This is a genomic window from Clostridium drakei (genome assembly GCF_000633595.2).
Taxonomy (GTDB): domain Bacteria; phylum Bacillota; class Clostridia; order Clostridiales; family Clostridiaceae; genus Clostridium_AM; species Clostridium_AM drakei.
Genome location: NZ_JIBU02000023.1, coordinates 160,588 through 185,595 on the forward strand (window position 1 = coordinate 160,588; position 25,008 = coordinate 185,595).

At 29.1% G+C, this 25,008-nt stretch carries 17 protein-coding genes; 10 read left to right on the forward strand and 7 right to left on the reverse strand.

What is annotated here, in order from left to right; genetic code table 11:
- Positions 1-323 precede the first annotated feature (323 nt).
- The 3 genes from EG57_RS0212560 to EG57_RS0212570 are packed head-to-tail and all read left to right on the forward strand — an operon-like array spanning position 324 to position 3,870.
- Positions 324-1,523 carry a MerR family transcriptional regulator gene (locus EG57_RS0212560; protein WP_032077554.1) on the forward strand — a complete coding sequence of 400 codons (1,200 nt, stop codon included), beginning with the start codon at positions 324-326 and terminating at the stop codon, positions 1,521-1,523.
- A gap of 22 nt (positions 1,524-1,545) precedes the next feature.
- Positions 1,546-2,724, forward strand: coding sequence for a DegT/DnrJ/EryC1/StrS family aminotransferase (locus tag EG57_RS0212565; protein WP_032077555.1), 1,179 nt, complete (start codon positions 1,546-1,548; stop codon positions 2,722-2,724).
- Between the two features lie 24 nt (positions 2,725-2,748).
- Positions 2,749-3,870 (forward strand): DegT/DnrJ/EryC1/StrS family aminotransferase, encoded by a 1,122-nt coding sequence (locus tag EG57_RS0212570; protein WP_032077556.1) that lies wholly within the window; start codon positions 2,749-2,751, stop codon positions 3,868-3,870.
- Between the two features lie 60 nt (positions 3,871-3,930).
- Here EG57_RS0212570 and EG57_RS0212575 read toward each other — a convergent pair whose 3' ends face one another.
- The 3 genes from EG57_RS0212575 to EG57_RS0212585 all read right to left on the reverse strand — a co-directional run bounded on the left by EG57_RS0212575 (position 3,931) and on the right by EG57_RS0212585 (position 6,418).
- Positions 3,931-4,257: a hypothetical protein gene (locus EG57_RS0212575; protein WP_032077557.1), complete on the reverse strand. Its 327-nt coding sequence runs from the start codon at positions 4,255-4,257 to the stop codon at positions 3,931-3,933.
- A 70-nt stretch (positions 4,258-4,327) separates the two neighbouring features.
- Positions 4,328-5,023: a metallophosphoesterase family protein gene (locus EG57_RS0212580; protein ID WP_032077558.1), complete on the reverse strand. Its 696-nt coding sequence runs from the start codon at positions 5,021-5,023 to the stop codon at positions 4,328-4,330.
- An 81-nt stretch (positions 5,024-5,104) separates the two neighbouring features.
- Positions 5,105-6,418 (reverse strand): M48 family metallopeptidase, encoded by a 1,314-nt coding sequence (locus tag EG57_RS0212585; protein ID WP_032077559.1) that lies wholly within the window; start codon positions 6,416-6,418, stop codon positions 5,105-5,107.
- A gap of 253 nt (positions 6,419-6,671) precedes the next feature.
- Here EG57_RS0212585 and glgB point away from each other — a divergent pair, with 253 nt between their 5' ends.
- From glgB to EG57_RS0212620, 7 genes are all read left to right on the forward strand, one after another.
- Positions 6,672-8,702, forward strand: a complete 2,031-nt coding sequence (gene glgB, locus EG57_RS0212590) for a 1,4-alpha-glucan branching protein GlgB (protein WP_032077560.1) — start codon at positions 6,672-6,674, stop codon at positions 8,700-8,702.
- Entirely contained in the window at positions 8,650-9,786 is a 1,137-nt protein-coding gene (locus tag EG57_RS0212595) for a glucose-1-phosphate adenylyltransferase (protein ID WP_032077561.1), read from the forward strand. The genes glgB and EG57_RS0212595 overlap by 53 nt, the downstream gene beginning before the upstream one ends.
- Positions 9,787-9,805: 19 nt before the next feature.
- On the forward strand, positions 9,806-10,927 hold the full coding sequence (gene glgD / locus EG57_RS0212600) for a glucose-1-phosphate adenylyltransferase subunit GlgD (protein ID WP_032077562.1): 1,122 nt from the start codon (positions 9,806-9,808) through the stop codon (positions 10,925-10,927).
- Positions 10,928-10,951: 24 nt separating this feature from the next.
- A complete protein-coding gene (gene glgA / locus EG57_RS0212605) occupies positions 10,952-12,385 on the forward strand; it encodes a glycogen synthase GlgA (protein WP_032077563.1) in 1,434 nt (477 codons plus the stop codon).
- Positions 12,386-12,463: 78 nt separating this feature from the next.
- On the forward strand, positions 12,464-14,908 hold the full coding sequence (locus tag EG57_RS0212610; RefSeq protein ID WP_032077564.1) for a glycogen/starch/alpha-glucan phosphorylase: 2,445 nt from the start codon (positions 12,464-12,466) through the stop codon (positions 14,906-14,908).
- 16 nt (positions 14,909-14,924) lie between these two features.
- Entirely contained in the window at positions 14,925-16,856 is a 1,932-nt protein-coding gene (locus tag EG57_RS0212615; protein WP_032077565.1) for a glycoside hydrolase family 13 protein, read from the forward strand.
- Positions 16,857-16,931: 75 nt separating this feature from the next.
- Complete coding sequence (locus tag EG57_RS0212620) at positions 16,932-17,588, forward strand: superoxide dismutase (protein WP_032077566.1); 657 nt, start codon at positions 16,932-16,934, stop codon at positions 17,586-17,588.
- Positions 17,589-17,620: 32 nt separating this feature from the next.
- Here EG57_RS0212620 and EG57_RS0212625 read toward each other — a convergent pair whose 3' ends face one another.
- The 4 genes from EG57_RS0212625 to EG57_RS0212640 form a co-directional block, all read right to left on the reverse strand.
- Positions 17,621-20,131 (reverse strand): DsrE/DsrF/DrsH-like family protein, encoded by a 2,511-nt coding sequence (locus tag EG57_RS0212625; RefSeq protein WP_032077567.1) that lies wholly within the window; start codon positions 20,129-20,131, stop codon positions 17,621-17,623.
- Positions 20,132-20,152: 21 nt separating this feature from the next.
- Positions 20,153-20,434, reverse strand: a complete 282-nt coding sequence (locus EG57_RS0212630) for an ArsR/SmtB family transcription factor (RefSeq protein ID WP_029161601.1) — start codon at positions 20,432-20,434, stop codon at positions 20,153-20,155.
- 207 nt (positions 20,435-20,641) lie between these two features.
- Positions 20,642-21,928 (reverse strand): efflux RND transporter periplasmic adaptor subunit, encoded by a 1,287-nt coding sequence (locus EG57_RS0212635; RefSeq protein WP_032077569.1) that lies wholly within the window; start codon positions 21,926-21,928, stop codon positions 20,642-20,644.
- Positions 21,918-25,004: an efflux RND transporter permease subunit gene (locus EG57_RS0212640; protein WP_032077570.1), complete on the reverse strand. Its 3,087-nt coding sequence runs from the start codon at positions 25,002-25,004 to the stop codon at positions 21,918-21,920. The genes EG57_RS0212635 and EG57_RS0212640 overlap by 11 nt, the downstream gene beginning before the upstream one ends.
- Between the last annotated feature and the right edge of the window lie 4 nt (positions 25,005-25,008).

A 25,008-nucleotide genomic window follows, 5' to 3' on the forward strand; every position in this document is an offset into this window, starting at 1 on the left:
CATTTACATTTCTTTTTATCACAACATCTAATAATTATATTATATCTTACACAGCAACTATGACATTTATGACACTTATGATGTTTATGACACCTAGACTTTTTGCACATGTTAACCCTCCTTATCATCTTAAACGTTACTAAATTATAAAAAATCAACTTTTCATGATTTTTTAAATATTGAAATTAAATAAATTAATTTTAAATTCTTCCTATGCTTATTAACATACTATTGTTCTAAATAAAAAATGTTACTTTTTTGAAAAAAGTTCTTGCCCATTACCTTACGTAATGTGTTAAAATAATCTAGGTAGAGGTGATAAAATGTGCCAAAATGAAAATAACTTATTTACTATCGGTCAATTTTCAAAGAAGGCAGGAGTTACCTTAAGAACTTTAAGATATTATGATGAAATAGGCTTACTAAAACCTAGTTATCATAATGATTTAGGTCATAGGTTATACAGTAAGCAAGACTTTGGAAGTTTGCAAAAAATACTAACCTTGAAATTTATAGGTCTTTCTTTAGAGGATATATCAAATATAATAAAGTATGATAACAATGATCAAGATTTAAAAAAGCCTCTGGAAATACAAAAAACCATAATGGAAGAAAAAATACAACATATACAAATGGTTATAAAAGCCATTGATGAAGCAGTACATATGTTAGACAACAATAATATATTAAATTGGGATAAGTTTGTTAATATAATAAACGTAATAAATACTGATAAAAAATGGATTGAACAGTATGAAAATGCTTCTAATCTACGAGCAAGAATTAGAATACACGAACTTTTTAGTACCAACAAACAAGGATGGATGAATTGGTTTTTCAATAACTTATATGTGCCTTCTGATGCCTCTATACTTGAAGTTGGCTGCGGAGATGGAAGCTTATGGGAAAGAAATTTTTCAAACATCCCATGTAATTGGAATATAACTTTAACAGATTTCTCTAATGGAATGCTTAAAGATGCTAAAAAAAATTTAGCAAATAAAGCATCAAGATTTAAATTTAAAATAGCTGATGCTCAGAAGCTACCATTTGAAGATGATTCTTTTGATGTAATTATTGCTAATAATATGTTATATCATGTACCTGACATAGAAAAAGCTTTCTCAGAAGCAAATCGAATTTTAAAAAATAATGGTTTATTCTATGCCTCTACAGTTGGCAAGAACCATATGAAGGAAATGAGAGAAATCGTAGCAAAATTTAATTCTGAGAGTATAACTACTAAGAGTTGGGATTTAACAGAAAACTTTCAATTAGAAAATGGTTTTAAACAGGTTTCAAAATGGTTTAAAAAGGTAAAACTAAAAAGATATGAAGATAGTTTAATTGTAACAGACCCTATTCCTCTTGTAGATTACATATTTTCAATGCCTGGAAATACAAAAGATATTTTTACTGAAGATAAACTTCAAAATCTTATAAAATTTTTACAGGAAGAAATTAAAAAAACAGGAGGAATTTATATAACAAAGGACACAGGATTTTTTCAAGGAATCAAATAATTTAAGAAAGGATTGATATTTTATGAATAAAAAAATACCATTTTCACCACCAGATATAGGAGAAGAAGAAATACAAGCTGTAACAGAGGTTTTAAGATCAGGATGGATCACTTCTGGACCTAAAACTGCTGAATTTGAATTAAAACTAGCTGATTATTTAGAAACTAATAAAGCTGTAGCTTTAAATAGTGCCACTGCTGGATTAGAACTTGTTTTAAAAGTTTTTGATATAAAAGAAGGAGATGAAGTTATAACTACTCCTTATACTTATACAGCTACTGCCAGTGTATCTGTTCACAGAGGAATTAAACCTATATTTGTAGATGTTAAAAAGGATACTTTTTTAATAGATATTGATAAAATAGCAGATGCTATAACACCTAAGACAAAAGCTATTTATACTGTAGATATTGCAGGAGTTCCTGTAGACTATGATGCAGTTCGTGCAATGTTAAAAGCTAAGAATCGTGAGGACATAATTTTTGTATCAGATTCATCCCATGCTTTTGGTGCAAAATATAAAGGTAAAAGAGTAGGCGGCCAAGCAGATTTTCATATATTCTCTTTTCATGCAGTAAAAAACTTCACTACTGCTGAAGGTGGTGCTTTAACTTTTGGAAATAATAATTTTAAAGGTAGAGAGGATCTATATAAAGAATTCAAATTAGCTTCTTTACATGGTCAATCAAAGGATGCTCTTTCAAAAATGAAAGCTGGAGCATGGAAATATGACATAGTAACAGATGGTTTTAAATGTAATCTTACAGATATAGGTTCTGCTATTGGTCTTGTACAATTAACAAGATATGAAGAAATGTTAAAAAAACGTAAAGCAATCTTTGATGTTTATACTAAGCATTTATCTGAAAAGGATTGGGCTATAATCCCATTTGAAAAGGAAGGCGATACTGTAACTTCTTATCATTTATATCTTTTACGTATTAAAGGTTTTGGTGAAGACCAAAGAAATGAAGTTATAAAGCAATTAGCTGAAATGGATATAGCTACTAATGTTCATTTTATTCCATTACCAATGTTTACACTTTATAAAAATCTTGGATATAAAATAGAAGATTATCCAAATGCTTATGCACAATATGCAAATGAAATTTCTGTACCACTTTATTCCCTTCTTAAATTAGAAGATGCTGAATATGTGGTTAAAGAGCTTATTAAAGCTGTAGAAAGAGTTATAAAATAAGAATTAAGGAAAGGATTTTAAATTATGAAGGTTAATTTTTATACTTCTCTAAGAGAATACTCAGAAAAGAAAGAAGAATTTAATAAAGCCATCTTTGATGTTATAGAAAGTGGAAGCTTTATATTAGGGCCTAAAGTTACAGAATTAGAAGAAGCTGTAAAAAAATATACTGGAGCAAAACATGCAATAGGTGTGGCTTCTGGTAGTGATGCATTAATAATAGGTTCTCATATACTTGGATTTGAAAATGGAAAAGAAGTTATAACATCTCCATTTACTTTTCTTGCATCAACTTCTTGTATTGCAAAACACAATGCAAAGCCAGTATTTGTTGATGTAGACGAAGAAACTTTTGACATAAATGTAAACAAAATAGAAGAAAAAATAACTTCAAATACTGCTGGTATCATACCTATACATCTTTTCTCTCAAATGGCTAATATGGATAAAATTATGGAAATAGCTTCAAAACACAATATACGTGTTTTAGAAGATGCTGCTGAAGCTTTTGGTATGAGATGGAAAGGCAATGGTACTGAATATAGACACTCTGGAACTATTGGAGATTTAGGTGTATTTTCTTTCTTCCCAACTAAAACTTTAGGTGCATACGGCGATGCTGGTATGATAATAACTAATGATGATAATTTAGCAAGTAAAGCTAAAATGTTTAGAGTACATGGTGCATCTAAAAAATATCATTATGATTATATAGGTTATAATTCAAGACTTGACTCAATGCAAGCATCTGTACTTTTAGTTAAATTAAAATATATAGATGAAGCCATAAAGAAAAGAGAAGTTGTAGCAAATTGGTACAGAGAAAAACTTGCAGATTGTGAATATATAAAAACACCTGTAGTAAAAGGAGATCAAAAACCTGTTTACTATGCATTTAATACTTTAGCAGAAAAAAGAGATGAACTTGCTGCCTTCTTAAAGGAAAATGAAATAGGCACAAGCATCTACTATCCAATACCTCTTCATCTTCAAAAATGTTTTAGTTATTTAGGATACAAGAAAGGTGACTTCCCTGTTGCTGAAAAACTATGCGAAAAGGTACTTGCTCTTCCTATATATCCTGAAATAAAAGAAGAAGAAGTAGATTTTGTATGCGAAACTATTAAAAAATTCTATAGAAAATAAAACTTTGTGATATATGGTAAATGTGCTAAAATATTTACCATATATCACATTTTAATTTTTCTATCTTCTTTCCATCAAAGCTTGCTTAAATCTTTCAAAGTTTTCATTACCATCTGTTTTAAACCATAACTTTACTTCTTTTGATTTTCCATTAAAAGTGTTGGGAAATGCCAATTTTTTATTCAATGGCATAAGAAGATATCCTTGTATAAGCATAGATCTTGCTTGAGAACACTGAACATGATTTAAATCTATATCATTAAGCATTACTTCATCATAGAGTTCCTTACAATTTTTTGAAAAACCCTGATTTTTTTCTATTCTTATTCTATCTTCTAATAATGTAACTGTCATGTAAAGTCCCTTTGCACTTACATTTTCATCCATATATATCACACTCCCCAATGATTTTACTAATTAATATAAAGTACCTGTAGCTTTATTATATATAAAACTTCTATTCAATTCCAGTTCTTATATTATTTATGCAGCTTAAGTGTATTCCTTTTTCCTCCATAGCTACTGCAGTTTTTTCATAATCATACTCAAATTCTATGAACTCTACATTTAAATTATTATTTTGCATATCTAAAATAATGTAAGTACCATTTGGCCTTCCTATTTTAGGCTTACCTATGCTTCCATCATTTAATAAAATTTTATCTCCATAATGTTTTTCATAAGGTATATGAGTATGAGCACATACTAATACATCCCCAGAAAATTCTTTCATAGCTTCTTCTGCTTCCTTTGAATTCTCCTTTAAATATTCATTCATATCTCTATTACTTCCATGAACAAAAACTATCTCTTTATGTTGAAATTTAACTATAAAATTTTGTGGAAGAGACTTTAAATACTCCCTATTTTCTTCAGTTAGCTCATGTGAAGCCCATGGCATACAAAATTTGTTAACTTCATTGGGTCTTATACAATTAAACTTCTCCTCTACTACTGCCGCATCATAATTACCTAAAATACTTATTATTCTCTTTTCTCTTATAAAATCTATAACCTCATTTGGATATGGTCCATAGCCTGTTAAGTCTCCTAAACAAATTATAGTATCTGCATTTCTTTCCTCTATATCCCAAAATGCTGTTTTTAGCGCTTCTAAATTACCATGAATATCTGATATAACTGCTATTCTCATTTTTTCCTCCTGTGCTAAAACCTATTTAATTAATATAATATTAGAATATAACAAAATCTCAGTGGTTTCAATGATGAAAATTTACTTAATATATTTATCATATTTAAGAGCTTTGCCTTGCTCCCAAGGTTTATAACTGTTAGCAAATTTTACTCTTTCTTCAAAGGTTGGATGATCATAATTCCATAATTTATATATTATACCTGGAGAAGGCAGTACTAAACTAGTTTCATGCAATTTTATCATAGCAGATGCCGAAGCTTCATTATCTTTTGTAAGTTCTAATTCAAACCTGTCTGCTTCTCTTTCTGTATACCTAGTATAACTATTAATTCCTGGCTGTGCTATAAACATAAATATATTTAGCATTAATATCAAAAGTGGAAGTGATGCTATATCATATAACTTTGTAAATCCAAAAATTCCTCCCGATTTATCTATAACCCAAATTGAACCTTTATTTACAAGATAAAAAATAAATACACTCAATACTCCACCCAATACTATAGACTTCCATACATGTCCCATTAGGTAATGTCCCATTTCATGTGCTAATATTCCCAAAGTTTCTCTTTCAGTTAAATTCTTAATAGTAGTATCCCATAGTACTATTCTTTTTGTATTAAAAATTCCTGTCATATAAGCATTCATTTCTTTCGTATCTACGCTTTTATTTACTTGATAAACCTTACAATTTTTTATAGATGCTTTATCAAGCTCCTCATATATTTTTCTTTCCAATGTGGTATCTTGAATTTTTTCATATTTATTAAAAATAGGATCAATATACATTGGACTTATAAAAGTTACAAAAGCAATTATAGGGATTAATAGCAATCCTAAATTCAACCACCAGTAATTTGGAAATTTTTTTATAAATAAATAGGGTACAGAAATAAAGCAACCTCCAACCAAGGTATAAATAGCAAAGTTTTTAAAGTAATCCTCAGCCCATTTGATAAAACTTTGATTCGAAAGTCCATAAGAATGCTTCAGAGTAAAACTACTATAGTAGTCCAAAGGAAAGTTTATGATTGTATTAATTATAGAATATATCAAAAAATATAAGAACATAACTATAAGTAAATTTTTACTCTTGCCTGAACAATAATTTCTTGTAAAACTTGATAACCCTGAAAATAAAAAGACTATAGGAATTAATAGACTCATAGCTATATTAAAAATCCATAAATTCACTCTTTTATTATGATATTCTATAGCTTTCTGTGTTGGAGGTGCAATTGACGTATCAATATTTCCAACTGTTCTAGTTGAATATGTATATTCTTGAACTAACCTTTTATTATTAACATCTTCTGTAATCTTCAAAGATACAGAAAATATAGCCATTAAAATAGTCATCACTATTATGGATAACACTAATTTTCTTTGCATTTATATCTCCTCTCCCTTATAACTTAATAATTTTTATTATACTTTATAATCTATGATAATGAACTGTTTATTATTAATTTTGTAAATATTTTTTATTAGAAATGAATTCATAATCTCTAGAAAAATGTTGACAATTATCTAAAAAATATGTATTATTTACCCATATATATAAATACTATTCAACTGAATAATTAACAAAATATGGTGTAGTGTTATTTATAGTACATAACACTTTATAAGGAGATACTTAACTATGTTAAATTTAAATGTAAATTCTTATGAAACATATTTATTTAATAATGGAGAAAATTTTAGGTCCTATAAATTTCTCGGAAGTAGATTTATAAGATTAAAAGAAACTTCAGGAACTTTATTCAGAGTCTGGGCACCTAATGCTGTGAATATTAGTGTTGTTGGTGATTTTAACAATTGGAATGGGAAAAACCACCTTATGAAAAAACAACATAATACCGGATTTTGGAATCTATTTGTAGAAGATGTTATGGAAGGAGAGTTATACAAGTATGCAATTTTAATGCCTGATGGTAAATCTGTTTTAAAATCAGATCCATATGCTTTTTATTCAGAACTAAGACCTAATACAGCCTCAATTGTTACAAATATTAAAGATGATTATGTTTGGAATGATAAATCATGGCTGGAAAATAAAAAAAATACGTTTTCATCTCCATTAAATATATATGAAGTGCATTTAGGTTCTTGGAACTTAAATGAAAAAAATAATTTCTATTCTTATAAAGAAATAGCTGATTTACTCCTTCCTTATGTATTGAACATGGGTTATACTCATGTAGAATTACTTCCTATTACAGAACATCCACTTGATGCTTCATGGGGATATCAAGCAACGGGATATTATTCTATAACTAGCCGTTTCGGCACTCCATCAGATTTTAAGTACTTTATAGATAAATTTCACCAAAATGGTATAGGTGTCATTATTGATTGGGTTCCAGGCCATTTTTGCAAAGATGAACATGGGTTATTTAAGTTTGATGGTTCATATCTTTATGAATATGATAATGAAGATCTAAGAGAAAATTGTGGCTGGGGAACTGCTAACTTTGATTTAGGTAAAACACAAGTTCAAAATTTTTTAATATCCAGTGCTATTTTTTGGTTTGAAATGTATCACATAGATGGTATAAGAGTAGATGCAGTAGCAAGTATGCTTTATCTAGATTATGGTAAGCAGGGAAACCCAAATTTAAAAAATAAGTACGGCGGAATAGAAAATCTTGAAGCTGTAGATTTTCTACGAAAGCTTAATAGAGCCATATTTAAACACTTTCCAAATGCTCTTGTAATTGCAGAAGAATCAACATCTTGGCCTATGGTCACAAGTCCAGACTATGATGGTGGTCTTGGTTTCAATTATAAATGGAATATGGGTTGGATGAATGATATTTTACGATATATGCAATTAGACACATCACAAAGAAAATTTAATCACAATTTACTCACATTTTCAATAATGTATACATTCTCAGAAAACTTCATACTCCCTATATCTCATGATGAAGTTGTCTATGGTAAAAAATCTCTTTTAAATAAAATGCCAGGTACTTACGAAGATAAATTTTCAGGTGTAAGAGCCTTTTATGGATACATGATAGGTCACCCAGGTAAAAAATTAAGTTTTATGGGAAATGAATTTGCTCAATTTGATGAATGGAAATTTAATTCTGCATTAGACTGGAACCTACTGCTTTATCCTATGCATTCCAAAATGCAAAAATATGTTAAAGATTTAAATCATATATATATAAACGAAAGCTCACTATGGCAGCAAGACCACAATTTTCATGGATTTAACTGGATAGATGCCTCAAATAACAATCAAAGTATAATTTCTTTTATAAGACAAGGATTTAATGGAAATAACTTTACTATTATTATATGTAATTTTTCATCAAATTTATATGAAAATTATAAAATTGGAGTTTCAAGACTAACTCAATATAGAGAAATTCTTAATAGTGATAATAGCATTTATGGAGGTTCAAATAAATTAAATAATGAAATTATTAATCCAGTGATGGAAAAATGGAATGCCAAACCATTTTGCATAAAAATAAAAATACCACCACTATCAGTAATCTTTATTAAACCAGTATTTAAAAATGTTAAAAAAACAAAAAAATTATTAAAAAGTAAATACTCTATAAAGAAAATACACCTTAGCTTAAATGCTATTAGGAGGGGTTTTAATGATAAAAAAAGAAATTATCGCCATGCTACTAGCAGGAGGACAAGGTACTAGACTAAAGGACTTAACTAAATACAACGCTAAACCAGCTGTACCTTTTGGAGGAAAATATAGAATAATTGATTTCACCTTAAGTAATTGTACCCACTCTGGTATTGACACAGTTGGAATATTAACTCAGTATCAACCTTTAATTTTAGGTAATCACATTGGTATAGGCAGCCCCTGGGATCTTGATAGAATGAATGGAGGCGTAACAATTCTTCCTCCTCACGTAAATCAATCAGGAATGAACTGGTACAATGGCACAGCTGATGCTATATATCAAAATATCAGTTTTGTAGATTATTATGATCCCGAATATATAATTGTACTATCTGGTGACCATATATACAAAATGGATTATTCAGATATGCTCAATTATCACAAAGAAAAAAAGGCAGATGCAACTATAGCAGTTATAGAAGTGCCCTTGGAAGAAGCAAATCGTTTTGGAATAATGAATACTGATGAAAATAATGCCATAGTTAAATTTGAAGAAAAACCTAAAGAACCTAAAAATAATATGGCTTCCATGGGAATATATATTTTTAATTGGAAATTAATAAAGGAATTTTTAAAAGAAGATAAAAATAATCCAAGCTCTAGTAATGACTTTGGAAAAAATATAATTCCTGCTTTACTTAGGAAAGAAAAAAAACTATTTGCATATCCATTTGAAGGATATTGGAAAGATGTTGGTACTATTGAAAGCTATTGGGAAGCTAATATGGATTTATTAAAAGAAAATAACCAACTCAATTTATATGATAAAAGCTGGAAAATTTATTCGAATAATTCCACACTCCCACCACAATACATTGGTAATGGTGTTAAGGTTGAAAATTCTTTAATTTCTGATGGTTGCGTAGTGTTAGGAGATGTATTAAATTCTATTCTATTTCCTGGTGTTCATGTTGGTAAAAATTCAAGGATAATTAACTCCGTAATCTTACCTAATGTAATAATAGAAGATAATGTAATAATAGATAGAGCAATAATAGGAAATAACAGTATCATAAGAAAAAACAATATTGTAGCAAATTCAAATGAAATTATCCTTATTGGTGAAGAAGAAGAAATAGGTGCAAATTTATAACTATAAGAGGTGATTGAACATGATAAAAAACTCATATATGGCAATATTAATGTTAAACGAACATCAGCAAGACATTAGAAACTTAACTAAGAATAGACCTCTAGCGTCAATACCCATTTATGGAAGGTATCGTATCATTGATTTTATCCTTTCAAATATAGTTAACTGTGGTATAAGAAATGTTGGTATTTTTTCACCTAATAATTCTCACTCTTTAATTGACCATTTAGGAACTGGACGTTCTTGGGATTTAAATAGAAATGTAGATGGATTATTTATATTTAGTTCTTATTCAAAATACCGTTATCAGCAAAATGAAAATTTATTAAAAAATTTTATAGAATATATTAGTATAAGCAAACAGCAAAATGTTATATTATGTCAATCACATATGATATGCAATATCGATATTGATAAAATTATAAAAAATCATGAGGAATCTCAAAGTGATATTACAATAGTTTATAAAAATGTACAAAACGCAGAAACCTACACTCATGGCTGTAATATTATAAATATAAACAAAGAAGGTAAAGTTTCTAGCATACGAAATAACATCGGCTTAAACAAAGAAGCTAAGATTTCTATGGATATAATACTAATGAAAAAGGAATTGTTGTTTAACTTTTTATATGAGCTTGCTAAATCTGATATATATGAAAATTTATATGAATGCATATATTTAAATATAGATAGATATACTGTAAATGCCTATGAATTTAAAGGATATGTGAAATCCGTTAATTCAATAAATCAATACTATGATGCTAATATGGATATACTTAATCCTAAAGTGCTTAAAGAGCTTTTTTACAAAAATGGTTCTATATATACTAAACCTAAAAATGAACCTTCTACAAAATATGTAAAAAACTCATCTGTATCTAATTCATTAATTGCCAACGGTTGTGTCATAGAAGGTACTGTAGAGAATAGTATTATTTCAAGACAAGTACATATATCAAAAAATGCTATAATAAAAAACTGCATAATATTTCAAAATTGTACAATAGAAGAGGGTACCTACTTAAATAACGTAATACTGGACAAGGATGTTTTAGTACGAAAAAATGTAAAAATTCAAGGGACATCTGAATTTCCGTTAGTTGTAGAAAAAAATAGTGTTTTAAATTCTAACTAAATCTTTTATAGGGGAGGAAACAATATGTTAAAAATTTTATTTACAGCAGCAGAATCCCATCCTTTCATAAAGACAGGTGGTCTTGGTGATGTAGCTTACTCACTTCCTAAAGCCTTGAGAGAATTAGGAATTGATGCTAGAGTTATAATTCCCAAATATTCAAGTATATCTTCAAATTTCAAGTCAAAAATGGAACATATAAATAACTTCACTGTACCTGTTGGTTGGAGAAATAAGTATTGTGGACTAGACTATTATGAATTTAATGGAGTTCCTTTCTATTTTATAGACAATGAATACTATTTTAGAAGAGATAATCTTTATGGATTTTTTGATGATGGTGAAAGATTTTCATATTTTTGTAGAGCTGTTTTAGAATCTATGAAATTCATGGGTGATTTCGTTCCAGATATAATACACTGCAATGATTGGCATACCGGGATGATACCTGTTTTACTAAATGAACATTATAAAAAGGAAAATGAATTTATGAACACTAAAACTATTTTTTCAATTCACAATTTAAAATATCAAGGAGTTTTTGGCAAAGAAAATTTAGGGGATTTACTTTCCCTTGGAGAAGAATATTTTAACGAAGACGCAGTTAAATATTATGATGGAATTTCATTTATGAAAGCTGGTATTAATTTTTCAGATATAATAACTACTGTAAGTAAATCTTATGCAGAAGAAATAAAAACTCCTTTCTACGGAGAAGACTTAGATGGATTATTATGTAGTAAAAATTACAAACTACATGGTATTGTCAACGGAATAGATTATGAAATGTTTAATCCTAATACAGACAAAAACATACACTATAGATACAATTCATCAACTACTTATAATAAAGTAAAAAATAAAACAAAACTTCAAAAAATATTAAACCTTCCTCAAAATGAAAATATACCAATAATTGCTGTAATATCAAGGCTTGTAAAACAAAAAGGATTAGATTTAGTTGCTTCAGTAATTGAACAATTGCTTACTATGAATATTCAACTTGTAATATTAGGTACTGGTGATGAATGTTTCCAAGATGTATTCCAATATTTTTCACACATATATCCTTCGAAGCTTTCAACCAATATAAAATTTGATAATCATTTAGCTCAACAAATATATGCAGGTTCTGATATGTTTCTTATGCCTTCTCTATTTGAACCTTGTGGAATAAGTCAATTAATTTCTTTAAGATATGGAACAATTCCAATAGTAAGGGAAACAGGAGGACTAAAGGATACTATAATTCCTTATAATGAATATACAGAAGATGGTAATGGTTTTTCCTTTAAAAACTATGATTCTTATGAAATGTTAGACATAATAAAATATGCCCTAAAAATATATAATGACAAAAAAGCCTGGAATAAGCTTATGAAAAGAGCAATGCTTCAAGATAACAGTTGGAAAAATTCCGCAAAAACTTATATAGATTTATACAAAACATTGACATAGTAATCATATAATTTCACTGATGGTGAACAGCAGGTTTCACCTAATAACAAAAACTCTATTTATACGAGGTGATTAAAGATGTTTTTAGATAAAGAATTCATAAAATATACTTTTAAGCAAAAATTAATGAGTTTGTATGCAGAAGATATAAGTGAATTAAACAAGTATCATTACTTTACAGCTCTAGGTTATTTAGTAAAAGATTATATTTCTGAAGGCTTAATGAAAACAAACAAATATTATTTAAACAATAAACAAAAACAAGTTTACTATTTTTCAATGGAATTTCTTATAGGAAGACTTCTTGAAAGTAACTTAATTAATCTTGGTATAAGAGATGTTTGTAAAGAAGCCTTAACAGACCTTGACATAGATTTTAATGAAGTTTTATCTGTTGAAAAAGATGCCGGACTTGGAAATGGTGGTCTAGGACGACTAGCTGCTTGTTTTTTGGATTCAATGGCATCAATTGGCATTGCAGGTCATGGTTGCAGTATAAGATATAAACATGGACTATTTGAACAAAAAATTATAGATGGCTATCAAGTTGAAGTTCCTGACAATTGGTTAAAAGAGGGTTATGTCTGGGAAACAAAAAAACCTCATAAATCTGTTATAGTTAAATTTGGCGGAAATATTGATCTCATTGAAGAAAACGGTAAATTTAAAGTGATACACCAAAATTATGAGCCTATTCTTGCAGTACCTTATGACATACCTATTGTTGGCTATAATAACAATATTGTAAATAACTTAAGACTTTGGAGTGCAGAAACTGTTGGTGAAGATTTTGACTTTTCTTCCTTTAGTAATGGAGATTATTTAAAAGCTGTAGAATATAAATATTCAGTAGAATCTATTACTCAAGTACTATATCCAGATGATTCAAATGAAAAAGGAAGAATTTTAAGATTAAAACAACAATACTTTTTTGTAAGTGCAGGACTTCAAAGCATATTGAGAAGATATGAAAAAATGGGATTACCATTAAATAAGTTGGATGAATATATTGCTATACATATAAATGATACTCACCCATCTGTTGCCATTGCAGAATTAATGAGATTATTAGTTGATGAAAAATCAATGTGTTGGGAAGAAGCCTGGAAAATTACTACTAATGTCATGGCTTACACTAATCATACTATTTTAGCTGAAGCTTTAGAAAAATGGCCTATTGATATGTTTAAAAAGCTACTTCCTAGAATTTATATGATTATAGAAGAAATAAACAAAAGGTTTTGTGCAGAAGTTTTTGATGAATATAATGGAAATTGGGATAAAGTAAATGAAATGTCCATTATATCCAATGGTACTATAAGAATGGCTTATCTTGCTATTGTAGGAAGTCATTCAGTAAATGGAGTTGCACAGCTTCATACAGAAATATTAAAAAAACAGGAACTTAAAAGCTTCTATGATTTTTATCCTGAAAAATTTAATAATAAAACTAATGGTATAACTCATAGAAGATGGCTTATAGAGTCAAATCCTAAGCTTACTAATTTAATTAATGAAACTATAGGTACAAATTGGATTAAGCATCCTTTAGAGTTGAAAAAACTAGAAAACTTTATACATGATAGCTCAACTCAAGATAAATTTGCAAATATTAAAAGAGATAATAAAATAATTTTAGCAAATTACATAAAAAATAAATATAATATTAATATCAATCCAAATTCTATATTCGATGTCCAAGCTAAGAGACTTCATGCTTATAAAAGGCAAGTTTTAAATGTATTAAATATATTAGATTTATACAATAGATTAAAAGAAAATCCAAATTTAGATATAGTTCCAAGAACATTTATATTTGCTGCCAAAGCCTCACCTGGATATCACTTGGCAAAACAAGTTATAAAATTAATAACCAGCGTAGCTGATAAAATAAATAATGATACTAGTATAGGAGATAAAATTAAAGTTGTTTTTCTTGAAAATTATAGTGTTTCTTTAGCAGAAAATCTTATTCCTTGTACAGATGTAAGCGAACAAATTTCAACAGCTTCCAAAGAAGCTTCTGGCACAGGAAATATGAAATTTATGATGAACGGTGCTATTACCATAGCTACCTTAGATGGAGCAAATGTAGAAATAAAAGAAGCTGTTGGAGAAGATAACATTGTAATATTTGGCTTAACTGCTAATGAAGTAATTGAACTTTACAAAAATAATAACTACCACTCTAGAGATATCTTTAATAATGATACTAGAATCAACAAAATTTTAACTCAGCTTACAAATGGATTTTTAAATGTATCTAATTATGAATTTAATGATATATATGATAACCTATTATTTAAAAATGACGAGTATTTTGTATTAAAAGATTTTAATGCCTATGTAAATGCTCAAAATAAAATAAATCAACTTTATGCTGACAAATCAAAATGGCAAAAAATGAGTATAATAAATATTGCTAATTCAGGTGTTTTTTCCAGTGACAATACTGTAGCAAAATACGCTGATGAAATATGGAATATAAAAAAAGTGTATTTAAAAAGTGAAGCACTTGATTAAATTGGGGGGTCACTAAATGAGCTCAATTTCAATTTTACACAATTCCTGGGATTCCTTTTTTAGATATCCTTTTGGGGCAATTGAATGTGAACAAAACATTTTTCTTAGAATTGAAATAAGTACAAATTCTTATATAAATAATGTTAGCCTAGTACTATTTGATGATTTTAACAAAAATTATTATCCTATGAACTTTGAATTTAAAGAAAATGATAAAACTGTCTTTAATTTTAATTTAAAATCTCCAGCAAATCCTTCTTTACTTTTCTACTATTTTGAAGTGTGGATAGATAATAAAGCTATTTATTATGGAAATAACTCCTTATTATCTGGTGGAAAAGGAGATCTTTATGAAAGTTCTCCTCTTCCTTATCAAATCACAGTTTTCGAAAAAGGATATGCTACACCTAACTGGTTTAAAAACTCTACAATTTATCAAATATTTGTGGATAGATTTTTTAATGGTACTGATGATAACTCTATATTGAATCCTAAAAAAAATACTTTTATTTATGGTAATTGGTATGATGAACCTATGTATATACGAAACCCAGAAACAAATGAAATATTAAGATGGGATTTTTATGGAGGAAACTTGAAGGGTGTTCTTAAAAAACTTGATTATTTAAAGAATTTAGGAATAAACATTATTTATTTCAATCCAATATTTGAAGCACGCAGCAATCATAAATATGATACTGGCAACTATAAAAAAATAGATAGTATGTTTGGTGATGAAGCATTATTTAAACTTCTTGTAAAAGAAGCTTCTTTAAGAGGTATAAATATAATTCTTGATGGAGTATTCAGTCACACAGGTTCTGATAGCTTATATTTCAATAAATATGACAATTATGATTCCTTAGGAGCATATCAATCAAAGGATTCCAAGTATTATTCCTGGTATAACTTTAAAAACTATCCAAATGATTATGAAAGCTGGTGGGGAGTCTCGGACTTACCAAATGTCAATGAACTAAATGAAGATTACTTAAACTACATCATAAAAGATGAAGACAGTGTTATAAATCACTGGGTTAAGGCTGGAGTAAAAGGATGGAGATTAGATGTAGCAGATGAACTTCCTGATGAATTCATAAAAGAATTAAAAAAGGTGAGTTCTAATGCAAATTCAGACTCAATAGTTATAGGTGAAGTATGGGAAGATGCTTCAAATAAAATAAGCTATAGCAAAAGAAGACAATACTTTTTAGGAAAAGAACTGGATTCTGTAACTAACTATTTAATTAGAGACAACCTTTTAAATTTTCTGTGGAATAATATAAATGCTGAAACTTTGAGCAATAAATTTATGAGTTTATATGAAAATTATCCTCGTCATAACTTTTACTCTTTGGTCAATCTTATTGGAAGTCATGACGTTGAAAGAATCTACACATTACTCAAGCAAACTGCTAATAATTATATGGTAAATTCCTCTGATAATTTGGATGATATATGTTTTAAATTATTAAAAATAATGACATTAATTCAATTTACATTTCCAGGAGTTCCTCTCTTATATTATGGAGATGAAGCAGGACTTGAAGGGCTTAAAGATCCTTATAATAGAGCTACCTACCCTTGGGGATTTGAAAATAAAGAAATATTAAATTGGTATAAAAATTTAATTCATATAAGAAATGATAACAAAGCTTTGAGAACAGGAAAATGGAAACAAATGTACTTTTATGATAATGTATATGGTTATTTTCGTTATATAGATAATAATACAGATGAATTTAATATTTCTTGTGAAAATTCTTTCTGTCTTATAATAGTAAATAAAAATCCAACGAAAGACTATAATATTAAGATAAGTATGAACAATCTTAATTATAGCTTCTTAACTAATCTCCTAAATAATTCTGATAAAATAGAAATCCTAAATAATGAATTAAATCTTCATATAGAACCTTTAGATGTAAAACTATATATTGCCAATTAAATATCACAATTTATATAGTACTTTAATAAACTGTAATATAAAAGTTGAGTAAGCAATTTTAAGGAGATTTTTTCATTGTTTAAATTAGAGCCTATGAATTTTAATTTTTCTACTGTAAAAGGTATTACTGAAGATCAATTAATGCAGCATTATAAATTATATTCTGGATATGTAAAGAAATTAAACGAACTCTGGAACTTTCCTGTAGATGCTAGAAGCTATGGTGAAGGTAATTCAACTTATAGCAATATGAGAAGTCTTAAGTTAGGAGAAACTTATGCTTTAGATGGAATTACCCTCCACCAGTTATATTTTGAAAATATATGCAATAGTTTTAAAAAACCTTATGGTGAAATACTTAATTTAATAATGAGGGATTTTAAAAGCTTTGAAAATTTCAAAGAGTATTTAACGAATGTAGGGCTCTCCATGAGAGGTTGGGCTATTTTAATCATAGATCCTATAGATAATAAGCTCCATATCATAGGTTCTGATGCTCATGATGTTGGAGCCTTATGGAACTGTTATCCTTTACTTGTTATGGATGTATATGAACATGCCTATTTCATAGATTTTCAGACAGATAGAAAAAAATACATTGAAGTATTTATAAAAAATATAAACTGGAAAATAGTAAATGAACGACTTGAAAAATACTATTCAATTAAATCTACATTGAGCAAGCTTAGGTACTTTGGGAATAATCCTATATACCCTAGATGGTATATTTAAAAAAAGTGATACATTTTTGTATCACTTTTCTTTTAGATAAATAAATTTACATTAGAATCCTCTGCTTCTCCTAAATAATAGCCTACTCCTCCTATTTTTACTCCATCAATCAATTCTTCCCTTTTTATTCCCATAACATCCATTGACATCTGGCAAGCTACTATTTCTATACCAGAATTAACAGCTGACTGTATTAATTCTTCAAGGGAGTTTACATTTTTATCTTTCATAACTTTTCTAATCATTTTTGCACCCATGCCGCACATATTCATTTTGGAAAGTCCCAACTTTTTACTTCCTCTTGGCATCATCATACCAAACATTTTATCCATAATACCTTTATCTGCTTTAACCTTTTCAGGTTTTCTAAGTATGTTAAGACCCCAGAAGGTAAAGAACATAGTAACTTTTTTGCCCATAGAAGCAGCTCCATTAGCTATTATAAAAGATGCTATAGCCTTATCTAAGTCTCCACTAAAAACTACCATAGTTTTATTATCTTTTTGCAATACTTCATTATTTAGGTGTATATTATTAGTATTCACTAGTTTTTTTTTACCTTTTCTTATTAGGACCTCTATATTTCCTTTATCTCTTTTTCTGCTTATTAATTCATTATTTGTAGTTTTACACCAAGATTTTATATCCTCATAGAATCCAGGATCTGATGCAATAACTTTTAAAACTTCCCCTTCTTTTATATCTTCAATACTCTTACCAACCTGCATTAATGGTCCAGGACAGCATAACCCACAAGCATCTAAAGTCTTATTAAAACTTTCTTCTTTCTGTTCATTATACTCATTACTATCACTTTCCAAGCTTACTTCTTCCATAGCATTTGCTTTAAAGTTAATAAAGCTATCTTTATCATTCTTATTCATTACAACATCTGCAGGTTTAAATTTACTCATAGAATAAGTTTTATATCCTCCAGTTAAATTTTTTACATTAAATCCATGAGCAGTTAAAATTCTAGATGCAATGTATCCTCTAAGACCTACCTGACAGTATATTAATATTTCCTTATCTTTTTCCAATTTATTTTTTAATTCTCTTAAATCATCTACAGGTAAGTTTAAAGCTCCTTCAATATGTCCATTATCAAATTCTAAATCCGTTCTTACATCTACAAGCACACTGTTATCTCTATTTCTATTGTCTATATCTTCTGGAACTATTGAATTCATTCTTCCAGTTATTACATTTTCAGCTACAAAACCTGCCATATTTACTGGATCTTTTGCTGAAGAATATGGTGGTGCATAAGCAAGTTCCAATTCTTCTAAATCATAAATTGTTCCATGAAGTCTCATAACAACTGCTATATCATCAATTCTTTTATCAACTCCAGCATATCCAAAAGCTTGAGCTCCAAATATTTTTCCTTCTCCATTGAATATAAGCTTTATAGACATAGGAAATGCTCCTGGATAATAAGATGCACTAGATTGTGGATGAATGTATATAACTTTATAAGGTATGTTCTTATTTTTCAAAGTTCTTTCATTATTTCCTGTACTTGCACCTGTAATTCCAAATACTTTTATAATAGCTGTTCCCATAGTACCCTTATATTTTGAATTCAATCCACATACATTATCTGCTGCAATTCTTCCCTGTTTATTTGCAGGACCTGCTAATGCTATAGCAGTTTTACTTTCATTTACAAAGTCTACTACTTCTACAGCATCACCTACAGCATATACACTTTCTAAACTTGTTTCCATATTGCTGTTTACTACTATATGTCCTTTTGGTCCAAATTCTAAGCCCGAATCCTTTAAAAATCCAGTATCAGGCTTCACACCAATAGCAAGTATAACTATATCAGCATATAAGCACTTTCCACTGTTCAACATTACATTTATACCATCATTTTCTTCTTTAAAAGCCCTAACCCCATCATTTAAAATAACTCCAACACCGTTATCTTCTAATTCCTTTTCTGCAAAAGTAACCATATCAGAGTCAAAAGGAGCTAATATATGAGGAGCAGCTTCAACTAATGCTACATTTAGTCCTTTTTCTTTTAGGTTTTCAGCCATTTCAACACCTATATAGCCTCCACCTATAACTACTGCATTTTTAACTTTTTGATCATCTACATAAGCTTTTATCTTATCTGTATCAGGTACAGTTCTAAGTGTAAATATTTTTTTGCTATTTATACCTTCTATAGGAGGTTTTAAAGGTGATGCTCCTGGCGATAAAATTAAATAGTCATAGGTTTCATTGTACTCACCTTTATCCTTACTATATACTGTTACTTTTTTATTTTTAGAATCTATAGAAACCACTTCGCTATTTACTCTTACGTCTATATTGAATCTTTCCTTCATTGCTTCTGGTGTTTGAACCAAAAGTTTTTCTCTTTCTTCTATTTTTCCACCTATATAATAAGGAAGTCCACAGTTTGCAAATGAAATATACTGACCTTTTTCAAACATTATTATGTCTAAATTTTCGTCAAGCCTTCTAAGTCTGGCAGCAGCTGAAGCACCTCCAGCTACTCCACCAACTATTAATACCTTTTTATTCATACAAATTACCTCCTACATATTTTAGTTTTTAAATAATTCTTTTATTAATCTTACAACTTTTTCATTAGAAACACTGTAATAAATCTCAAGGCCATTTCTTTTTCCTTCAACAATTCCTGCTGCTCTAAGCTTTTGTAAATGTTGAGATATAGTAGATTGAGGTACTTGCAAACAATCTTGCATATGACTAACATTGCATCCACCATTTTCCAGCAACCCTTTAACTATACATAACCTAACAGGATGTGCTAGTACTTTTAATAATTCTGCTGATTCATTGTACTTAGAAAAATCCTTATCCATATCCATATATTTTTACCTCCATTATTAAGTTTAACTATCATCTATTCTCATATTCATTAATTACTATATTTATATATTATGATATACAAATACAAATGTCAATAATATTTTAATATTATATAATTATTTTTTTAATATAAAAGATCCTCTAATAATATCATCATTATTAGAGGATCTAATTTTAACATCATTGATCAAAATAGATTCTTATTTAACCATATTAACTTTTTCTCCATCACTTAATAAACTTTGTCCTTCTGTAATTATGTCATCATCTAATTTTATATTACCTGATACTTCAACTGACTTATCATTTGAAATTCCAGTAGTAACAGCTTCTTTTTTTATCTTTCCATTTTTAACTTCATAAATATAGCTTACTCCATTTTCTACCTTTACTGCTTGATTTGGAACAACTAGTACATTACCCTTATTTTCAGCCTGTAATGATACTTTAGTAAACATACCAGCTTTTAATTCACCACTTGCATTATCAATCTTAACTTTAACAGTATAAGAATTGTCCTTTGAATTGGTATTAGGACTTATGTTATCTATTGTACCTGTTATTTTTTTATCTTCTAGTGCAGTTATTATTACAGGAACTGATTGTCCTATTTGAATTTTTCCAATTATTTTATCTGGCACATTAATTTCTGCATTTAAACTACTGGAATCTATAATAGTAACTGAACCTGATTGTCCACCTGCAATTTGACCTACTTCAACATTTTTTACCGATACAATTCCTGAAATTGGTGCTGTAACAGTGGCATTGTTTATTTGTATTTGTGCTGTGCTCACACCTGCTTGTGCTTGTGTAACAGAAGCTGCTGCAACTTTAGTATCTTCAGCTCCTATCTGACTCTGGAACAAATTCAAATTTTGCTGCGCTGTTTCTAGATCCGCACTAGAAGTCTTGAATGTATCTGCCTTCTGATCAAAATCATTTTTTGATACAGCTCCTGCACTATACAACTTTTGGTAATTATCATAATCTCTCTGTGCAGCATTATATCTTATTTGTTTGTTAGTAAGGTCTTGTTCATAGCTTGTTAATTGCTTTTGATAATTTGAACCACCTGTTTGTTGGAACTTTGCATTTGCAGAATCTACCATTGCCTGCTGCTGCTGAAGATTAGCTCTAAGCTCCGAAGTATCCAATGTAAATAATGTTTGTCCAGCTGTAACCTTATCTCCAACATTAACATTTACACTGGCAACTTTACCACTACCTTTTGGCAAAACCTCTACCTGTTTTATAGGTTTTAAAGCTGATGCATACTGCACATCAGAAGATATTGAACTAACTTTTATTTTTTCTGTTTTTACATTTTTAACATTCTGCTTTATTTCTGCTTTTTTATTACCTTTACCTAGAAAATGAGAACCTACTGCTACAACAACTATCAAAACTACAAGTATTATTATATTTCTTTTGTTCAGTAAGCCTTTTAATTTAGCAGCATTAAATTTAATACCTTTAAACTTCATACTGTCCTCTACCCCCTACATTCTTAGATTTTCTTTTTCTTAAAATAGAGTTTTTAAAATCTTCCATTAATGTATAAACTACTGGTATTACAAAAAGGGTAAGTACCGTTGACATAAGCATACCACCTATTATTACTATGCCCATACTCTTTTTCAATTCAGCACCTTCTCCAAGAGATAATGCAACTGGAAGCATTGAAACTATTATTGTAGATGTAGTCATTACTATAGGCCTCAATCTGGTAATTGCTGATTCTACAAGAGCATCTCTCAAGCTCATTCCTCTATCCATAAGGGTATTAGTATAATCTATAAGCAATGTACCATTTTTAGACGACAATCCTTCAAGCATGATTATACCAATAAATGACATTGTATTTATACTTTGTCCTGTTAGTGCCAGTGCAATAAGTGCTCCCATTATAGCTGAAGGCAAGGACAACATTCTTATAGCTGGAGTTAAATATGATTGATAAAGTACTACCAGTATCATATAAACAAGAGCTACTGAAGCTGCTAAAGCTTTTCCAAGTGATGAAAATGAATCATCCATACTTTTTTGATCTCCACCAAAGCTTACAGTATAACCTGAAGGTATTGTAGTAGCCTTTATCTTACTATTAATAGCCTTTGACACTTCTCCCAAAGATTTTCCTTGGACAATATTAGCATTAACAGTAACTATATCCTGTTTATCTTCTCTAGATATTGATTGTTTAGTATCTGTTTTTTCAACAGTAGCAACTTGACTTACTGCTATTTGCTGTCCTGATTGATTTGCTATTTTCATATTTTTAATATCTTCTACACTTTTTATTTGTCCATCCATAAATTTAATATTTATATCATTTTCATCATCATTTGCTCTATATGTTCCTGCACTGCTGCCTGCCAATGCCACTCTAATAGTACTTCCTATCTCTGAAGTAGAAAGACCATATTGAGAAGCAGCCAGGTTATCTATATTTACTTTAATTTCATTGTCTGTTTGCTCTGCTGAACTTCCAACATCTGTAACACCTGGAACCTTCTTTATTATATCTTCAACTTCTTTTGATAATTCTTTTAATGTATCTGAATTATTACCTTTTATCTCAATAGAAATTGGCTTACTAGCACCACTTGAACCACTTTCTGCTTCTGATACATTAAAATCTACTCCAGTCAAGTTTTTACTTCCAAAATCACGAACTTGACTTACAAGCTCACTTTGACTTTTTTTACGCTTATCCTTTGGAACTAAATTAACGGTAATTTGTCCCGAAGCAGCTTGTGAGTTTCGTCCACTTGCTCCAATTGATGAATAGTAACTTTTTACTTCTTTTAGTCCATTTAAATAATTTTCTACTTGTGCCACCTTTTCATCTGTTTGCTTTAATGTAGCTCCAGCGGATAATTTTACATCAATGGTAAACTCACTTTGATCATACTTTGGCATATTCTCCAATTTTACTAATCCCATTGGAATAAGAGCCACACTAAATATCAAGCCTATAATAAAAGCAATTATAACTTTTCCTCTATGATGCAATGATTTTATAATCAATCCTCTATAAATCTCTATTGATTTAGTAAAGAATCCACTTTTTTCTTTAACACTTTCTTCTCTCTTTTTAAGCAATCTTGCTGACAACATTGGAGTTACTGTAAATGATACTATAAGCGAAAATATTGTAGCTACAACTATAGTTAAACCAAATTCTTTAAACATCTGGCCTATTGTTCCAGACATAAGTGAAATAGGTGCAAATACAACCATATCACAAAAACTTATTGCTATAGCTGCTAGTCCTACTTCTTTACGTCCACCAATAGCTGCTTCTATAGGAGGTTTTCCTAAATCGAAATGCCTCTGTATATTCTCTATTACAACTATAGAATCATCCACCAGAGTACCTACAACAAGAGATAATCCCATCATAGATAACATATTCATGGAAAAATGTAGTTCATACATCATAAAAAATGTGGCTATAAGTGATGTAGGTATTGCAACTAAAACAACTAAAGAAGAACGTAAACTACGGAAGAATAAGTAAAGTACTATTGCAGTAGTTATAATTCCTTCAATAAGATTATGTTTTATTTGAACCAATGAAGAAGTAATAAAAGTTGTAGTGTCCATTGCAATATCCATATTAATTCCACTTGGAATGTCTTTTTTCATTGATTGCAATTCTTTTTTTACAGTATTTGCTACTTCTACTACATTAGCATCACTTTGTTTACTAATTACAACAGCTAAAGTTTTCTTTCCCTTATATCTCATTATTGATGTATCTTCAGGAGCTTCTAGACTTACTTTCGCGATATCACCAAGACGTACAGTCCCACCAGCTGTTGTAGGGATCAACATATTTTTTACAGAGTCTATATTATTAAATTGTCCAATAACTCTAACTGATTGATTCATGTTATCCTGCTTAATTTGTCCTGCTGGTACACTGGTATTAGCAGCTTGAATTTTACTAGATATAGTATTTGTACTAACTCCATAATATTCCATAGCTGTTTTATCAATCCTTATAACCAGCTCTTTCTTTTGAGCACCCATTATACTAACTTGTCCCACACCAGATATTTTTTCTAATTTTTGCTTTAATGAATCTCCTTCATTGTACAATTCATCAGAATTGGCACTTCCATTTAATGAAACTACCAAAATTGGAATGGCATTAGTATCCATCTTAAATATAGTTGGTTTATCAGCATCCTTAGGAAGACTTCTAGATGCATTATCTATTGCTTTTTGAACATCTAAATATGCAGTATTTATATTAGCACTTGATTTAAATTTTATCATAACAGAACCGGTTCCCTCTTGAGAAGTAGAACTAATGGTATCAACACCATTTATTCCTGACACCGAATCTTCTATAGGCTTAACAATATCTTTCTTAATATCTTCAGCACTTGCACCATTATATGTGGTCACTATTGATAAAATTGGTATATTCATATCTGGTAATAAGCTTGACCCCATGCTTTTATAACCAAATACACCTAGTGCAAGTATTAATACTACAGCCATCCACACTGCAGTTGGTCTTTTTACTGATATTTCAGTTACACTCATGCTT

What these genes read in the sequence shown, in the direction of transcription:
- EG57_RS0212560 (WP_032077554.1), top strand. Translation starts at nt 324, where the DNA reads ATGTGCCAAAATGAAAATAACTTATTTACTATCGGTCAATTTTCAAAG.
- EG57_RS0212565 (WP_032077555.1), top strand. Translation starts at nt 1,546, where the DNA reads ATGAATAAAAAAATACCATTTTCACCACCAGATATAGGAGAAGAAGAA.
- EG57_RS0212570 (WP_032077556.1), top strand. Translation starts at nt 2,749, where the DNA reads ATGAAGGTTAATTTTTATACTTCTCTAAGAGAATACTCAGAAAAGAAA.
- EG57_RS0212575 (WP_032077557.1), bottom strand. Translation starts at nt 4,257, where the DNA reads ATGGATGAAAATGTAAGTGCAAAGGGACTTTACATGACAGTTACATTA.
- EG57_RS0212580 (WP_032077558.1), bottom strand. Translation starts at nt 5,023, where the DNA reads ATGAGAATAGCAGTTATATCAGATATTCATGGTAATTTAGAAGCGCTA.
- EG57_RS0212585 (WP_032077559.1), bottom strand. Translation starts at nt 6,418, where the DNA reads ATGCAAAGAAAATTAGTGTTATCCATAATAGTGATGACTATTTTAATG.
- glgB (WP_032077560.1), top strand. Translation starts at nt 6,672, where the DNA reads ATGTTAAATTTAAATGTAAATTCTTATGAAACATATTTATTTAATAAT.
- EG57_RS0212595 (WP_032077561.1), top strand. Translation starts at nt 8,650, where the DNA reads ATGATAAAAAAAGAAATTATCGCCATGCTACTAGCAGGAGGACAAGGT.
- glgD (WP_032077562.1), top strand. Translation starts at nt 9,806, where the DNA reads ATGATAAAAAACTCATATATGGCAATATTAATGTTAAACGAACATCAG.
- glgA (WP_032077563.1), top strand. Translation starts at nt 10,952, where the DNA reads ATGTTAAAAATTTTATTTACAGCAGCAGAATCCCATCCTTTCATAAAG.
- EG57_RS0212610 (WP_032077564.1), top strand. Translation starts at nt 12,464, where the DNA reads ATGTTTTTAGATAAAGAATTCATAAAATATACTTTTAAGCAAAAATTA.
- EG57_RS0212615 (WP_032077565.1), top strand. Translation starts at nt 14,925, where the DNA reads ATGAGCTCAATTTCAATTTTACACAATTCCTGGGATTCCTTTTTTAGA.
- EG57_RS0212625 (WP_032077567.1), bottom strand. Translation starts at nt 20,131, where the DNA reads ATGAATAAAAAGGTATTAATAGTTGGTGGAGTAGCTGGAGGTGCTTCA.
- EG57_RS0212630 (WP_029161601.1), bottom strand. Translation starts at nt 20,434, where the DNA reads ATGGATAAGGATTTTTCTAAGTACAATGAATCAGCAGAATTATTAAAA.
- EG57_RS0212635 (WP_032077569.1), bottom strand. Translation starts at nt 21,928, where the DNA reads ATGAAGTTTAAAGGTATTAAATTTAATGCTGCTAAATTAAAAGGCTTA.
- EG57_RS0212640 (WP_032077570.1), bottom strand. Translation starts at nt 25,004, where the DNA reads ATGAGTGTAACTGAAATATCAGTAAAAAGACCAACTGCAGTGTGGATG.